This window comes from Acidobacteriota bacterium (assembly GCA_030697165.1).
In the GTDB taxonomy this organism is placed as follows: domain Bacteria; phylum Acidobacteriota; class Vicinamibacteria; order Vicinamibacterales; family UBA2999; genus 12-FULL-67-14b.
Window position 1 is genome coordinate 174,669 of sequence record JAUYQQ010000008.1, and the last position, 15,747, is coordinate 190,415.

Below are 15,747 nucleotides of genomic sequence, written 5' to 3' on the forward strand. Positions count from 1 at the left end.
CCGCGCCGGAGCGTGCGTCGTGATCGACCGGATCATTCAGTGGTCGCTGGGCAACCGGCCGCTGGTGCTGGCCCTGAGCGTGATCTTTCTCGGCGTGGGGAGCTGGATTGCCGTCCGCATGCCGGTGGATGTGCTGCCGGACCTGACCGCACCCACGGTGACGATCCTGGTCGAAGGCCAGGGGATGGCGCCGACCGACATGGAAGCGCTGGTGACCTTTCCGATCGAAACGGCGCTCAATGGCTCGGCCGGCGTGCGCCGGGTCCGGTCGGCAACCGCCGTCGGGATCGCGGTCATCTGGGTAGAGTTCGAGTGGGGCGAGGACATCTATCGGGCCCGCCAGACCGTCAGCGAACGCGTCACGGCGGTCGCGGCCGACCTGCCCTCGGGCGTCGACCCTCCGACCCTCGCGCCGGTGTCGTCGATCATGGGCGAGATCCTGTTTGTCGCACTGCGCTCGGACCGTCACGACGATCTGGCGCTGCGCACCATTGCCGAAACGCAGGTGCGGCGGCGATTGCTCGCCGTGCCGGGCGTCTCCCAGGTCGTGGCGACCGGCGGCGGCGAGCGGCAGTTCCAGGTGGTCGTTTCGCCCGATCGCCTGACCGCCGCCGGCGTGTCACTGACCGAGGTGGAAGAGGCGTTGCGTGGCGCCAGCCGCAACACCTCGGCCGGATTCCGGGTCGCCGCCGGGCAGGAGTACCTGATTCAGGGCGTTGGCCTGATCCGCTCCCTGGCCGACATCGAGGGCACAGTAGTGACCACTCGCGACACGCGGCCGATCTTCGTTCGCGACCTGGCGACCGTGCGCATGGGCGAGGCGCTCAGGCGCGGCGAAGGCTCCTTCAACGGCGAGCCGGCCATCATCCTCGGTATCCAGCGGCAGCCTGACGTGAACACGCTGCAGCTGACGCGAACCCTCGAGCAGGCCTTCGACGGCATCCAGGCGACGCTGCCGGAGGGCGTGCGCATCGAGCGGGACGTCATGCGCCAGGCCGACTTCATCGAGGTGGCCCTCGCGAACCTCAACGCCGCGCTTCGCGACGGCACCGTGCTGGTCGTGCTCGTCACGATCGTGTTCCTGGCCAACCTGCGGGCGGCGGGCATCACGCTGGTCGCGATTCCCCTGTCGCTGCTGGCCGCCGTGATTGCCTTCCGGCTGGCCGGCCTGACCATCAACAGCATGACCCTGGGCGGCCTGGCCATCGCCATTGGCGCCCTGGTGGACGATGCGATCGTGGACGTGGAGAACATTCTGCGGCGGTTGCGCGAGAACGCCCAGCGGGCCGAGGGCGACCGCCGGCCCGTCCTCGATGTGGTCTACACCGCCAGCAGCGAGATCCGCGGATCGATCGTGTTCGCCACGCTGATCGTGATGCTGGTGTTCCTGCCGTTGTTCTTTCTCGGCGATGTCGAAGGGCGCCTGCTCCGTCCACTCGGCCTGGCGTACCTGATCGCGCTGTTTGCCTCGCTGGTCGTCGCGCTCACGGTGACGCCGGTGCTGGCGTCGTACCTGCTGCCGCGCTTGCGGTCGGTCCGCGAGGCGACCGAGCCCGCGTTCGCGCAGTGGCTCAAGCGCCAATACGCGCGCATCCTGCCCGCCACGATCGATCACCGCGTCATCGTGTTCGCGGGCGCCGCCGTACTCCTGGTGCTGACGGCGGTCGCTCTGCCCCGGATGGGCCGCGCCTTCCTGCCCGAGTTCAACGAGGGCGCGCTCGTGATCAGCGCCGTGACGCTGCCGGGCACGAGCCTGGAGGCATCTGACCAGTTGGGCACATCAATCGAGCGGCTGCTCAGGGACGTGCCGGAAGTCGTCAGCACGGCCCGGCGCACCGGCCGGGCCGAGCGGGACGAGCACGTGCAGGGGGTCGAGTCGGCCGAGATCGACGTGAAGCTGCGGGCCAGCGAGCGGACCCGCGACGAGGTGCTCGAGCACGTTCGCACGCGCCTCTCGTTGGTGCCGGGTGTCAACGTGACGATTGGCCAGCCGATTTCTCACCGCATTGACCACATGCTCTCCGGCACGCGCGCGAACGTGGCGATCAAGGTGTTCGGCGATGACCTCCACGAGTTGCGGAGCATCGGCGACCGCGTGCAGGCCGCCGTGGCTGGCATCACCGGCCTCGTCGACCTCGCCGTGGAACAACAGACCGACATTCCCACCGTGCGAGTGCAGTTCGACCGGGCTGCGCTCGGACGCTTCGGCCTGCAGTCGGGCGCGGCGGCCGAGGCGCTCGAGACCGCCCTGGTGGGGCGCGAAGTGGGACAGGTCATGGATCAGCAGGTCGCCGTACCGTTGGTGGTCCGCTACCCGGCGGCTGACGCGCCGGATCTCGACGCCATTCGCCAGACGCCGCTACTCACGGCCACTGGCGGCCGGGTGCCCATTGAGGCGGTGGCCGAGGTCATTGTCGACCGGAGCCCGAACTTCATCAGCCGCGAGAACGTGCAGCGCAAGATCACCGTGACGGCCAACGTCGCTGGTCGAGACCTCGGCGGCGTCGTCGCGGATGCCCGCCGGGCGGTCGCCGAAGGCGTGAGGTTGCCGCCGGGCTACCGCATCGAGTTCAGCGGGCAGTTCGAGAGCAGTGAACAGGCGTCGTCGCTGCTGCTGTGGCTCAGCGTCGGCGTCGTGGTCGCGATGTTCTTCATGCTCGCGACCGCCTTTCGATCGGCGTCGCTGGCCGGCCTGATCATGGTCAACCTGCCGCTGGCGCTGATCGGCGGGATCGCGGGTGTCTTTGCCTCGGGCGGGGTCCTCTCGGTCGCGTCGATCATCGGGCTGATCGCCCTCCTGGGCATTGCCGCGCGCAACGGCATCATGCTGGTGTCGCACATCGAGCACCTGCGGCGCGACGAGGGTGTCACCAATCTGCGCGACGCCGTGACGCGGGGTTCGGTCGATCGCCTGGTGCCGATCCTGATGACCGCGTTGTCGACGGGCCTGGCGCTCGTGCCCGTGGCGATGGGCGCGGGCGAGCCGGGGAGCGAGATCCAGGCGCCAATGGCCAGCGTCATCATTTTCGGGCTGGCTTCGTCCACCATCCTGAACATGCTGGTCGTGCCCGCGTCGTATTACGCGTTGCACCACCGTCCGATGGACAACCCTTGAGCCGGCGTGGCACGATCGCATGAACGTGAGTCTTGGCGTCCCCGTTTCTCCTGACACACCCGTCGGCCGATTCCGCATCGTGGCCTTCTGGGAAGGCATTTCCTACCTGCTGCTGCTCTTCGTGGCGATGCCGCTGAAGTACGGGCTCGGCATGGACATGGCGGTCAGGGTGGTCGGCATGGCCCACGGGGTGCTCTTCATTGCCTATGTCGCGACACTCGCGCTCGCGTGGCACCACCTCGGGACCCGGCTTGGGTGGATTGCCGGTGTGCTGTCGTTGGTCCCCTTCGGGACGTTCTGGCTCGAGGCCAGGCTAAGACGCGACGAAGGCGACGCCGATCGGCAGATGTCCTAGGGCGCCGCCCTCTCCAGACCCTTTTTCTACATCGTCAGGCGCGCCCACTGCGCGGTGTCGGTGTACTGCTGGAATGTCACCGCCTTGCCGTCGCGGAAGCGATACACATGACAATATTGGGCGTCGAGTAACGCGCCGTCCGCCTTGCTGGCGCCGCGATAACGTCCGAGCACCACGACGTGATCACCGCCATCGATGATGGTCGTGGGCACGGCGGTGAAGTTGTCGAGCGCCGCCAGCAGGCGGCCAAAGACGCCCTCGCCAATCGCCTGCGGACCGACGTACGGATTGCGGTCGGCGAGCGGGTTGCCTTCGGCCTCGTTCCAACTAATGGCCGGATCCATGGCCCCGAACAGGACGGACGGATCGTTTCGGCCGAATGCGGCGTAGGCCGCGGTAATCGTCTCAACTGGTGACATGGGTCCTCGGCTCCCTATTGAGTTCAGGCTGGTTGAAAGTGGCGGCATTGTAGTCCATTGCCGTTCAGCCCAAGCGTGACCTGCCGCCCAACCGATCGTCTTATTCCAGACCAGCGACGTGGACCGCGAGTCGTTCGAGGTCCACGGGGTCGTAAGAGACAGTTGAATAGCGGTTGATGTCGAAGCGTCCGGATACGAGGTAGCCGGCGGCAAAACCCGCGGAAACCCACGGTTGCGTCAGGAACAGTGGAATCGCGTACTTCTTGGTCTTAATCAACCCTTCAGTGACTCCCCGCGGGTTGCGGCTCTCGGGCCGGCTGCCAGGAAGTTGCGGCACGACAAACGTTGACAGCTGGAGCTCGGGCTGCCGCGAGGTGTAGTCCACCAGCGCCTTCGCAACCTGCTTCGGGGTCGTCATGCCCAGGTCCGCGAGGAAGCTGGCGCGCAGCGCCTTTGGGTAGTACAGGTTCAGGAGGTCGCGCGCGAAGTCAGCACAGTTACGAAGAAAGAAATTGAACCGCCCCCGGTTCTCAGCGGCGTTGAAGTGGCGAATCAGCTCGTCGTCCTGGGCGATGGTGGTGGGCACGGTAAAAGCGACAATCCTGCGGTCGTAGGCCGCTCCGATAAGCTGAAACCAATTACCCGGTGGCGGTGCGCCATTCGCGCTATCGGGCGCGACTTCCAGCAGCCGCGACCGGCGATACTCGTTGCGGAGAGTGGCCACGGTCTTCGCGTCGGCGAACGACGGCACTTGATCGGCGCTTTCGACCGCATAGAGATATGGGATCAACGGCACCGCCAGCCAGTCGAACCCGCCAACCTGATGGTATCGGCTGATGACGACCCCCGTCTCGCCGGGAAGACATCGCCGCAACTCGGTGGGTGTCGACGCACAGATTCGGCTCAGGTACACCGCCGCATGTCCGGTCGGAGTGATCTTCCCAAACTGCCCGTATGGCTCGCCCAACAACAGCGTGGCGTCAGCGCGTGCCGGCGACGGTACAGACAGGGCCACGATACACGCCAACCACACGCCGGGCCGGAGCATTCTTGCGACTGCAAACAACTTCACAAACCGATCAGTACATTGATCGCATCCGTGCCGCTAGAACTTTGGAACCACCGGCCGCGTTTTTCTGTGGATTGACCTCGCGCTGGCCGCGTTGATACCGTGCGCCATGCTAACGCCCATCGACCTGACACGACGCGAACTGCTAGCCGGGGCCGGTGCTGGTGCCGCCGCACTCCTCCTCCAGCCGGACAGTAGCCAGGCCCAGCCCACCGCGAACTCCACCGTCGTCTTCATCAACACCACGGTCGTCACCGTGGACCAGGTCCAGGACGACGTCGCGCTGGCGGTGGTGGGCGATCGCATTGCCGCGATCGGCCCGACCGACCAACTGCTGAAGGCGCATCCGCGCGCCGACGTCTACGACGGCCGCGGCAAGGCGCTCTTTCCGGGCCTGATCAACTGCCATGCGCACGCGGCCCAGACGCTCGGCCGCGGCTTCAACGAAGACTTCGGTTTCCCCAACTCCGCGCGCCTCGCCGTCCAACCCGGCAGCCTGCTGCAGGGCGAAGAGGCGACGCTGATGGCGACGATCGGCGCCCTCGAGGCGATCCGCACCGGCACGACGACGCTCGTCGAGATGTCGAGCGGCATCGCGCGGCATGCCGCGGCGCTCGCGGGGACGGGCCTGCGCATGGTGCTGGCCGAGGCCGTGAGAGACAGCGAGAACGTGGCCGGCCCAATGGCGCCCGAGGGCTTCGCCACGAGCGTGACACCCCGGTTCTCAGCCAGGCTGCGTGATGAGGGACTGCAGCGCATCAACGACCTGTTCGGCAAGTGGCACGGCGCCAATCAGGGTCGCATCAGCGTGTTCCCCGCTGCCGCCCTCGCCGAAACGTCATCGCCCGAGTTGCTGCGGGCGGTACGCGCGTTCGCCGACAAGCACGACCTCGGCTACACCATTCACCTGTCGCAAAGCACCGCCGAAGTGGACTTCATGCTGAAGCACCACGGCATGCGCCCGCCGGCGTATTTGAATCAGCACGGCTTCCTTGGACCGCGGCTGTTTGCCGCGCACTGCCGGTACGTGGATGACGCGGACATCGCGCTGCTCGCAAAGTCGGGCACCGTGATCTCGCACCAGGCGGGCATGGCCGCCAACCGCGGCGTCATCCCGCCCATCCACCTGCTGCGGGCGGCGGGCTGCACCATTGCCAACGGCACCGACAACAACACCAACGACCTGTTCGAGGTCATGCGCATTGCCCTGCTGACCGAACGCATCCAGCGTCGCGATCCCTTCCCTGGCACCAGGCCGCAGCCCGAAGACATGCTCGAGGACGCCACCCTCGGTGGCGCGCGAGCGGTGAATCAGCCTCGGACGATCGGCTCGCTCGAGGTCGGCAAGAAGGCCGATCTCCTCGTGGTCGATACCTTGCGCGCCCACCTCGTCCCCTCGGGCCGCATCGTCTCCACGTGGATCCACAACGGCCAGCCGGCCGACATCGAGTCGGTCATGGTTGACGGGCGATTCGTGATGCGCAGCCGCAAGATCCTGACCGTGGATGAAGACAGCCTGATCGCCGAGGCCGACAAGGTCGGACGTCGAATCTGGAGCCAGGTGAAGGCCGCCGGCCCGATTCCCATTCCGGGTCGCCCGCGCTGACAGACCGCCTTCAGGCTGATGGACGGGCTATTCGAACTGGCTGAACTTGGAGCGGCAGAGCTTCTCGATCAGTGCCCGGCCACGGTCGTGCAGAACCGTGAACGCGACGGCCACCCCGAACTCCTGCCGCCGCCAGGCGGCATGCGGCAACTGAATCGACACGGGTCGTGACCGCACGACCCTGACATGCAGTTCCACGGGCCCGGTGTCGTCGTCGATGACGAGCGGCCACACCTGCGGGGCGCTCAGATCGCGCTGGATCTGCACGAGCGCACCCGTGGCACTCACGTTGAGCAGCCGGCCGTGGCTGTCGGCAATGTGAACCCACAGCGGAGGCGTCACGACGCGGACGCTGCGCCGCTGCGCGGAATTGCCTCCCAATGCCTGTGCCGAGATATTCATGGGCGTTCTGTACGGTAGACAGCCAGCCCGCCAAAACCTCTCATGCGACAATGTTGGGGCTGTCTCATGGACCTCTCAGGCATTCACCACCTCACCGCGATTTCCGCCGCCATCCGCGAAAACCGGCGCTTTTATACCCAGACTCTGGGCATGCGCCTGGTCAAGCGGTCGGTCAACCAGGACGACGTCAGCGCGTATCACCTGTTCTATGCCGACGGGCAGGGCAGTCCGGGCACCGACATCACCTTCTTCGACTGGCCGGCGCCCCCCGAGCGGCGGGGCGCGCGCAGCATCACCCTCACTTGCCTGCGGGTGAACGGCGCCGACACGCTCACGTGGTGGGCCGGACGGTTCACCGAGCTCGGCGTGAAGCAGCGGCCCATCGCCGAGCGCGACGGGCGGCTCACCCTGGCCTTCGAGGATCCGGAAGGCCAGCGGCTGGCCCTGGTGGATGACGGCGGGGCGGGGGATCCGCCGGTGGTGTGGGACCGCAGCCCCGTACCGGCCGATCGGCAGATTCGCGGGCTCGGGCCGATCGTGATGAGCGTGCCGACGCTGTATCCGACCGACGGCCTGTTGACCAGGGTGATGAACATGCGGCCCGTGCGCGACTATCCGCATCCCGATACTCCGGGATCGCCCGTGCACGTGTTCGAAATGGGCGCGGGCGGACCGCATGCGGAACTGCACGTCGCGGTGCAGCCCGACCTGCCAGCCGCGCAGCAGGGCGCCGGCGGTGTGCACCACGTCGCGTTCCGAACCATCGACGCCAATTACGACGCGTGGGCCGAGCGGCTGAACGAGTTTCGCATCCCCAACAGTGGCAAGGTCGACCGCTTCTGGTTCCGCAGCTTGTATGTGCGCGAGCCGAACGGCGTGCTGTTCGAGATTGCCACCGACGGCCCCGGCTTCGGCGTGGACGAAGACCACGCCACGCTCGGCGAGAAAGTCGTGCTGCCCCCGTTCCTCGAACCACAGCGGCGACAGATTGTCGCCAACCTGAAGGGCCTTGATTGAGCAGCCATCCGCACGCCCACCAGCCGGTCCTGACCCTTGGCCCACCGCCCGCGCAGGCGCGGCTCGGCGCCATTCTCATTCACGGCCGCGGCGCCTCGGCCGAGGACATCCTGGGCCTCGCCCACCAGTTCGCGCTACCCGACGTGGCCTACCTCGCACCCGAGGCCGCGGGCCACGCCTGGTATCCGTATTCATTTCTCACGAACATGGAGCGCAACGAGCCGGGTCTTGGCTCAGCCCTGTCGGTGATCGAAGGACTCGTGCAGCACTTCGCACAGCACGGCCTGCCGGCCGAGCGCGTGGCGTTGATGGGCTTTTCGCAGGGCGCCTGCCTGACCCTCGAGTTCGCGGCACGACATGCCAGGCGCTACGCGGCAATCGCCGCCTTCAGCGGCGGGGTGATCGGGCCGCCGGGCACGACGCGCGACTACGCCGGGTCGTTCGACGGCACCCCGGTGTTCCTCGGTTGCAGTGATATCGATCCGCACATCCCCGTCGAGCGGGTGCGCGAATCATCGGAGGTGTTCCGGCGCATGGGCGCGGCCGTCGATGAGCGCATCTATCCCGGCATGGGTCACACCATCAACGAGGCCGAGATCGATGCCGTGAGGCGGTTGCTCACCGCCCCGTCGTTCACCCCTGCTTGAGACGACAGACCGGCCGATCAAGCACTTCGCGCACGCGCAGCAGCAACTGCGTCCGCTGGAACGGCTTGGCCAGGAAGTCGATGTCGTGCACCAGTACGCCGTGCTTCATGATTTCATCGTCCGTGTAGCCCGACATATAGAGCACCGGCACCGACAGATTCTGCGCGTGGGCCCGGGCCACCAGTTCGCGGCCGCTCATGATCGGCATCACGACGTCGGTAAGCATCAGGTCCACAACGCCGCGGTGTTCCTGGAGCAACGACAGCGCCGTGACGCCGTCGCCGGCCTCGAGCACCGTATAGCCCTGGCGCTTCAGCACAAAGCGGATGACCTCGCGCACCTCGCGCTGGTCTTCGACGACGAGGATGGTTTCGGTGCCGATCAGCGTGGCGCTATCGCCGCCCTTCTTGGCCGCGACCGGCACGGCAGCGCTTTGCACGCTGGGCAGGTGAATGGTGACGGCGGTGCCCTCGCCCTCACGAGAACTGACCGAGATGTAACCACCGCTCTGCTTCACGATGCCGTAGACCGTTGCCAGCCCGAGTCCGGTGCCCTTGCCCTGCTCCTTGGTCGTGAAGAAGGGCTCGAACAGGTGCGCCAGCACTTCAGGGGACATGCCGGTGCCGGTATCCGCAATCGTCAGCCTGACGTAATGGCCAGGCGCTGACCCGGGGTTCTCCGCCACGAACGTGTCGTCGATGTGCACCATGTCGGTGGCGAGGCGCAACGTGCCGCCGCCCGGCATGGCGTCCCTCGCATTGACCACCAGGTTCAGGATCACCTGCTCCAGCTGGCCCCGATCGGCGTTGATGCGGAGCAGCGCATCGTCGAGAACAGGCACGATCTCGACGCTTTCGCCGATCAGCCGACGCAGCATCGGCTGCATGTCGCCCACCAGGGCATTGAGATCAAGCACCTGGGGGGCCAGGATCTGCTTGCGGCTGAACGCCAGCAACTGGCGCGTCAGCGCGGTCGCACTGTGGCCGGCGTGGAGGATGTGCCCGATGTCTTTGCGCCGCGGGTCGCCCTCGGGTAACTGCTCCATGGTCATCTCGGCGAAGCCGAGAATGGCCGTCAACAGGTTGTTGAAGTCGTGCGCGACGCCACCGGCGAGACGACCGACCGCCTCCATTTTCTGCGACTGGCGGAACTGGTTCTCGAGCAGGCGCTTGTCGGTCTGGTCGCGCGCGATCGAATAGATCAATCGCGCGTCAGTGTCGGTCTTGGAGTGCCATTCAATCCAGCGATAGCTGCCGTCGGCGGTCCGGTAGCGATTAGTGAACCCGAAGGTGGTGACGCCTTCAGCAACACGGCCCAACTCTTTGAGGGTCGCCGCCCGGTCGTCTTCATGTACGAAGTTGATGAACTTCTCCGCCTTCAGCTCCTCGGGGGAGTACCCGAGCGTCTTGGTAAAGGCCGGATTAGTGCGGGTGAAATAACCGTCGAAGGTCGAGGTGCAAATCATGTCGGGCGAGAGGTCGAAGATGTGGCCGAGTTCCTGCTGCGCGAGCTTGCGCTCGCTGATATCCTCGACGATCGCGATGAAGTGCTTCGGCTCGCCGTGGTCGTCGCGACGCAGCGAGACGGTCAGGTTGACCCAGACGTAGTCTCCAGTGGCGCGCCGATAACGCTTCTCGCGGACGTACTGCGGGATCGCCCCCGCCAGCAGCTGATTGCGCGCCTCGATGCTCTGCCCGACGTCGTCGGGGTGCGTGATCGCCGCAAAGGTGAGCCCGTGGAGTTGATCCTCAGGGTAACCCAGCAGGTGCCTGAGGCGTTGGTTCACGCGTAACCAGCGGCCGTCGAGGCCGGTGTGGGCCACGCCAATCGGGGCATTCTCGAACGACGCCCGATAGTCGGCCTCGCTCTTGCTCAGCGCCGCCTCGATCTGCTTCAGCCGTTCTTCGCGCTGACGGCCAGCCTCGAGGGCGGCGCGGCGCTCCACGGCATAGCGCAGTGAGCGCTCGAGCGCCTCGGCGGTGACCTCGCCCTTGACGAGGTAGTCGTCGGCGCCGGCGCTCAAGGCCTCGGCATCAATCTCGCGCTCTTTCGAGCCGGTCAAAATGATTGACGGCGTCCCGCAGCCGCGCGCGCGAGCGGACCTCAGGAGCTCGACGCCGTTGTCGGCGCCCAGCCGGTAATCAATCAACGCCACGTCGTGCCGGCGCTCGAGCAGCGACGACAGTCCGCGGTGGAAGTCCGGCTCCCAGTCAACGGCGATCTCGCCCCCGTCGAACTGGCGGATCAGCGTGCGGGTCAGCTCGTAATCGTCCTGGTCGTCGTCAACAAGAAGAATGGAAGACAAAGTCATTCAGGTAACTCAACCGTCTGGAACCAATAGCGGTCGATGTTGTTCATGACATCGACGAGGGTTTCGAAGCGAACGGGTTTGGTGACGAACGAGCTGGCGCCGAGGTCGTAGCTCCGGCAGATCTCTTCGTCCTGGCTTGACGTGGTCATGATGATGACCGGAATCTGCCGGAGCGCCGGGGTCGCCTTGATCTCGGCCAGCGCTTCGAGGCCGCTTTTTCTCGGCATCGACAGGTCGAGCAGGATCAGCTGGGGCCGCGGCGCCGTTGCCGGGTCCTGGTAGGCGCCTCGCCGGTGCAGGTAGTCCATCAGGTCCTCGCCGTCCCGGGTAACGCGCAGCTGAACCTGGTTCCGCCCGGCCGCCAGCGCATCGCGGGCCAGCAGGCAATCGTCGGGGTCATCGTCGGCCAGCATCACGACGATCGGGAGCGTTGAGCCGGTGGTCATAGTTGTACTCGCGAATTGGGAAAGGTGGCGATGAACCGGGCGCCGCCCTCGGGACGGCTCTCGGCGTGAATGCTGCCGCCGTGACGCTCCATGATGCGACGGCAGAGCGCCAGCCCGATGCCGGTGCCTTCGAACTCGCCGCGGAGATGCAGCCGCCGGAACGGATCGAAGATGCGCTCGGCGTATTTCTGATCGAACCCGATGCCGTTGTCCTCCACCGTGAGCCGGCAGCTTTCGGACCCCGACTCGCAGAACACCTCAACCTCGCAGGGACCGGGGCCCCGAAACTTGATCGCGTTGCCGATCATGTTCTGCAGCAACTGGCGCATCTGCGTGGGATCGGCGTCAACCGCGGCCATGGCGCGGGTCGTGACACGGGCGCCGGCACGAGCGATCGTCTCTTCAAGGTCGGTCAGCACGCCGTTGGCGACCTCCTGCAGGTCCACGCCCGTGAACGTCTGGCCGCGGGTCAACACCCGCGTCAGGCTCAGCAGGTCGTTGATCAGCACGCTCATGCGGCCGGCCGCGCTTTGGATGCGCGCCAGGTAATCGCGCGCTTCGGCCGGCAGGGCCTCGCCGCAGGCATTGGTCAGCCGCCCAGAAAACGCCTGGATCTTGCGCAAGGGCTCTTGCAGGTCGTGCGAAGCGACCGAGGCAAAGTCCTGCAACTCGCGGTTGCGCGCCCCGAGTTCACGCATGGCCTCGGCCAACTCACGGGCCAGGCGGTGGCGTTCGGTCACGTCCTCGATTGCCACCAGGATCATCTGGACGGCGCCGCCGGCGTGCTGAAGCTGGCGGGCATTCAGCAGCAGGGTGCGTGACCGCCCGGCAGGGCCCGGTTGTACCACTTCGAAATCCCGGACCTCCAGGCGCTCGGGCAGGACCTCTTCCAGGCAGGACCTGAGCGCCGGCACGTCCCATTTCCCATCGCCAGTCTCCGTGAGTCGGCGCCCTTGCACGCTCTCGAGGCTGCCGCCGAAGCCGGCGAAGAAGGACGCGTTGGCCGTGACCACGCGCAGGTCCTCGCTCAGCAGCACCAACGGCGCGCGAACCGTGTCGACGATGCTGGTGGCGTATTCCGCTGCGGCAAGGTCTGGAGCAGTCATTGGAACTCCCACAGCGTCGGCAAAACCAGCAGACCCGTATCGCCCTTGTCGATCACCGCGTCAGCCTGCAGGGTCATGCAGCGTTGGCGAACGTCGGCCGACGCATCGCTCGTCAGTACGATCACCCTGATCGAGGCGAAGTGTTTCTTCACGTGACGCAGCACGCTGAATCCGTCGATCGTTGGCATATACAAGTCGAGGAGCACGACATCTGGCCGAAGCCGGTCGATCTCGAGCAACGCGGCATCACCGTCCGCGGCTTCTCCCACGATCTCCACTGCCGGATCCTCGGCCAGGTGGCGCTTGACGCTGCGCCTGAATGTCTCTGAGTCGTCGACGACGATTATTCTCACGGTGATAACGAACCCTTCGGTCGCATGAGGACTATAGGGCGCGCGGTTGGGCTGGCGCAGTCGGCGGGAGGAGGTTTGCCGTGTAGGACGAGTCCTACTGGCACGGTCCGGCTAAAGCCGGACGCCACATGGCTGGAGGTCTAGCTGAACAGCTGGTGCTCAATGGCATAGCGGACCAGGTCCGCTGTGGACTTGGCGCCAAGCTTCTGGACCATGCGGCTGCGGTAGGTGCTGACGGTCTTGACACTCAAAGACAACTCGCCGGCAATCTCGGACACCGTTCGCCCGGCGGTCAACCGCCTCAGCACTTCGTGCTCGCGGTCGGACAGGCGTTCATGCAGGAATCCGGACCGATCGTCCAGCGCGTACTCCGCCAGCGCCGACGCCACGTCGTCGGTGATGTGGCGGCCGGTGCTGACCACCGAGCGTACGGCCCGGACCAGTTCCTCGGGCGCGCTGTTCTTGGTCAGGTAGCCGGCCGCACCCGCGCGCATGGCACGCACGGCGTACTGGGACTCGTCGTGGGTGCTCACCACGAGGACGCGAACACCGGGAAAATCGCGCCGAACATCCTTGAGCACGTCCAGGCCGCCGCGACCAGGGAGCGACAGGTCGAGAAGAACGACGTCGCAGGGGTGCTGCTGTAGCGCGGCGAGCACCTCCTCCGACCGCTCTGCTTCGGCCACCACGGCCAGGTCCGCCTCGGCCGCCAGCGTCTCTTTCAATCCGCGGCGGACGATCGGGTGGTCGTCAACGAGGATGACCCGGATCACGCGGGGTACTCCACGAGCGGCAGGGCGGCGACCACGGTCGTGCCCTCGCCGGGACCGCCGGCCACCGTGACGCTGCCTCCGAACAACCGCGCACGATCGCGCATGCCGACCAGGCCTATAGCCCGCGGGTTGCGGCGTTCCGCGGCGGGAATGCCGCACCCGTCATCGTGAATGACCAGGCGCGCGCTGTCGTCATTAGCACTGAGGGCGACGTGCACGCGCCGGGCCCCGGCGTGGCGAATGACGTTGGTCAGCGCCTCCTGCAGGATGCGGAACAGCGCCGTGGCTCGATCGGTGGCAATCGGCAGATCGACCAGCTCAGTGGTCAAGACGCACTGCAGGCCACTGCGCCGCTCCACGTCGAGCAAATAGGCCTTGATCGCCATCACGAAGCCCAGGTCGTCGAGCACGACCGGCCGCAGTTCAGCAGCCACCCGGCGGACGTCGTTGACGGCGCCATCGATCAGGCCCGCCATCTCGTCCAGCCGATCGCCGACCGCCTTCTGATCGCCGGCCTTGAGGCGGCGCTTCACCTCGGCGACATCCAGCTTGAGGGCTGTCAGCGCCTGGCCAAGGTGATCGTGGATGTCGCGGGCCATGCGCGCGTGTTCCTGTTCGCGCGCATCATTGAGACGGGTTGATACGTCGTGGAGCTCGCTGAGCGACTCGCGCAGGCGCGCTTCGCTCGTTCGCAGGGCGGCATCGGTCAGCTGCTGCTCGGCCTGGCGTCGATAGGCGGTCAGCGCGAAAGCGATGTCGCCGGCCAGATTCTCCAGCAACCCCAGCTCCTCGTCGTCAAACGCATAGCGCTCGCCGGCGTGGATGTTCAGCGAGCCGAGAACTTCGCCCTCGGTCACCAACGGCAGGGCCGCCATGGCCCGGTAGCCGCGAGCCATCGACGCGCGGCGAAGTTCGGCCGCCCACGCAGTCGGCGGCGGCGGTGCGCTGATGAGGTCATCGAGGACCAGCCGAAGGCCCGTGACATAGGCGTCATGTGGCCGGAACGGATGGCCGTCGGTGGCAGCCTCGTGAAGACATCGGGCCAGCAGGTCGAGCGTATCGGGCGCCGCGCCGGCGTGCGCGGCAATGCCAAGCTGGCCATTGGCGCCAGGCAAGGCCACCCAGGCCATTTTGAACTCGCCCGTCTCGACGATGATCCGGCAGGCCTCCGCCAGCATCGCGCTCACGTCTCGCTCGCGGGCGATGGTGTGATTGATCGCGCTGAGGACGGCGTAGACCCGGTTCAGATGCTGGATGCGGGATTCGAAGTGCTTCTGCTCGGTGATGTCCCGGCAGGTGCCCAGGGCTCGAACCGGGCGCGCGTCGTTGTCATGCGACACCACCCATCGTTCCTCGACGAACTTGATGCGGCCATCGGGCAACAGGATGCGATGTTGGACGGCGGTAGGCTCTGTCCGTGCCATGGATTGGGTCAGCGCCGTATCGACGCTGATGCGATCGTCGGGATGGACGTAGCTGAGAAACGCCTGGTGGCTATTGTCGAATTCGGCGGGGCTCGTCTCGAACATGCGATACGTCTCGGCCGACCAGGTCACGACCATGGTGGACAGGTCGGTGTGCCAGCTGCCCACCTTGGCGACCGACTGCGCTTCCACCAGCCGGGCGCGCTCGTCTTCCAGCTGCGCGGTCAGCTGTTGCCGCTGGCGTTCGGCCATCGCGAGCGCAGCGGTGTTCCCGGTGATGTCGCGAAACCGCTTCGACACGCCGACGATCGCGCCCGCGTCGTCGCGGACAGGCGAAGCGGAAATGATCACGTCCAGCAGTTGACCGCTTCGGGCCCTCCGGACCGTCTCGAACGGTTCGACTCGCTCACCGCGCTTGATCCGCGACACCAGGATGCCCTCTTCGGGCCACCGTTCTGAAGGGATGAGAACAGAGATGGAGCGGCCGAGAACCTCGGCTGATGAGTATCCGAACAGCCGCTCGGCGTTCTTGTCCCACGACGTGATCCAGCTGTCGAGGTCCTGGCCAACGATCGCGTCATCGGACGAGTCCCCAGTCGTCGCCGGCCGGTGTGCCGCGAGGTCCGAGGGCTCCACTGTCCGGGCATCCTACACCGTCCGCGGACCCTTACTGATGAGGTATTTCGAATCACAGGGATGGGGCG

Annotated in this window: 14 protein-coding genes; 5 read left to right on the plus strand and 9 right to left on the minus strand. The window is 66.4% G+C overall.

The genetic code is table 11. The features are described from left to right. Window positions 1–19: 19 nt before the first annotated feature. Together Q8T13_07065 and Q8T13_07070 are read left to right on the plus strand one after the other, a co-directional pair. Window positions 20–3,115, plus strand: a complete 3,096-nt coding sequence (locus Q8T13_07065; protein MDP3717506.1) for an efflux RND transporter permease subunit — start codon at window positions 20–22, stop codon at window positions 3,113–3,115. Window positions 3,116–3,134: 19 nt separating this feature from the next. Next, window positions 3,135–3,470 (plus strand): DUF3817 domain-containing protein, encoded by a 336-nt coding sequence (locus Q8T13_07070; GenBank protein ID MDP3717507.1) that lies wholly within the window; start codon window positions 3,135–3,137, stop codon window positions 3,468–3,470. Window positions 3,471–3,496: 26 nt separating this feature from the next. Here the strand turns inward: Q8T13_07070 and Q8T13_07075 are convergent, their stop codons facing one another. Both Q8T13_07075 and Q8T13_07080 read right to left on the minus strand, forming a co-directional pair. Next, complete coding sequence (locus tag Q8T13_07075) at window positions 3,497–3,889, minus strand: nuclear transport factor 2 family protein (GenBank protein MDP3717508.1); 393 nt, start codon at window positions 3,887–3,889, stop codon at window positions 3,497–3,499. 100 nt (window positions 3,890–3,989) lie between these two features. Then, window positions 3,990–4,904 (minus strand): hypothetical protein, encoded by a 915-nt coding sequence (locus tag Q8T13_07080; protein MDP3717509.1) that lies wholly within the window; start codon window positions 4,902–4,904, stop codon window positions 3,990–3,992. A gap of 163 nt (window positions 4,905–5,067) precedes the next feature. Here Q8T13_07080 and Q8T13_07085 point away from each other — a divergent pair, with 163 nt between their 5' ends. Then, window positions 5,068–6,564 carry an amidohydrolase family protein gene (locus Q8T13_07085; GenBank protein MDP3717510.1) on the plus strand — a complete coding sequence of 499 codons (1,497 nt, stop codon included), beginning with the start codon at window positions 5,068–5,070 and terminating at the stop codon, window positions 6,562–6,564. A 27-nt stretch (window positions 6,565–6,591) separates the two neighbouring features. Here Q8T13_07085 and Q8T13_07090 read toward each other — a convergent pair whose 3' ends face one another. Continuing rightward, window positions 6,592–6,966, minus strand: a complete 375-nt coding sequence (locus Q8T13_07090; GenBank protein ID MDP3717511.1) for a PilZ domain-containing protein — start codon at window positions 6,964–6,966, stop codon at window positions 6,592–6,594. A gap of 66 nt (window positions 6,967–7,032) precedes the next feature. Here Q8T13_07090 and Q8T13_07095 point away from each other — a divergent pair, with 66 nt between their 5' ends. Together Q8T13_07095 and Q8T13_07100 are read left to right on the plus strand one after the other, a co-directional pair. Beyond that, window positions 7,033–7,983, plus strand: coding sequence for a ring-cleaving dioxygenase (locus tag Q8T13_07095; protein ID MDP3717512.1), 951 nt, complete (start codon window positions 7,033–7,035; stop codon window positions 7,981–7,983). Then, window positions 7,980–8,630 carry a dienelactone hydrolase family protein gene (locus Q8T13_07100; protein MDP3717513.1) on the plus strand — a complete coding sequence of 217 codons (651 nt, stop codon included), beginning with the start codon at window positions 7,980–7,982 and terminating at the stop codon, window positions 8,628–8,630. The genes Q8T13_07095 and Q8T13_07100 overlap by 4 nt, the downstream gene beginning before the upstream one ends. On the opposite strand, the gene Q8T13_07105 is transcribed toward Q8T13_07100, so the two are convergent. The 6 genes from Q8T13_07105 to Q8T13_07130 all read right to left on the minus strand — a co-directional run bounded on the left by Q8T13_07105 (window position 8,617) and on the right by Q8T13_07130 (window position 15,679). Then, window positions 8,617–10,941 (minus strand): PAS domain S-box protein, encoded by a 2,325-nt coding sequence (locus Q8T13_07105; protein MDP3717514.1) that lies wholly within the window; start codon window positions 10,939–10,941, stop codon window positions 8,617–8,619. The genes Q8T13_07100 and Q8T13_07105 overlap by 14 nt on opposite strands. After that, window positions 10,938–11,387 (minus strand): response regulator, encoded by a 450-nt coding sequence (locus Q8T13_07110; GenBank protein ID MDP3717515.1) that lies wholly within the window; start codon window positions 11,385–11,387, stop codon window positions 10,938–10,940. The genes Q8T13_07105 and Q8T13_07110 overlap by 4 nt, the downstream gene beginning before the upstream one ends. Further along, window positions 11,384–12,493, minus strand: coding sequence for an ATP-binding protein (locus tag Q8T13_07115; protein ID MDP3717516.1), 1,110 nt, complete (start codon window positions 12,491–12,493; stop codon window positions 11,384–11,386). Before Q8T13_07115 ends, Q8T13_07110 begins: the two co-directional genes overlap by 4 nt. Beyond that, a complete protein-coding gene (locus Q8T13_07120) occupies window positions 12,490–12,846 on the minus strand; it encodes a response regulator transcription factor (GenBank protein MDP3717517.1) in 357 nt (118 codons plus the stop codon). The genes Q8T13_07115 and Q8T13_07120 overlap by 4 nt, the downstream gene beginning before the upstream one ends. A 140-nt stretch (window positions 12,847–12,986) precedes the next feature. Next, on the minus strand, window positions 12,987–13,619 hold the full coding sequence (locus tag Q8T13_07125) for a response regulator transcription factor (GenBank protein ID MDP3717518.1): 633 nt from the start codon (window positions 13,617–13,619) through the stop codon (window positions 12,987–12,989). Next, window positions 13,616–15,679 carry a PAS domain S-box protein gene (locus tag Q8T13_07130; GenBank protein MDP3717519.1) on the minus strand — a complete coding sequence of 688 codons (2,064 nt, stop codon included), beginning with the start codon at window positions 15,677–15,679 and terminating at the stop codon, window positions 13,616–13,618. The genes Q8T13_07125 and Q8T13_07130 overlap by 4 nt, the downstream gene beginning before the upstream one ends. Window positions 15,680–15,747: the final 68 nt, after the last annotated feature.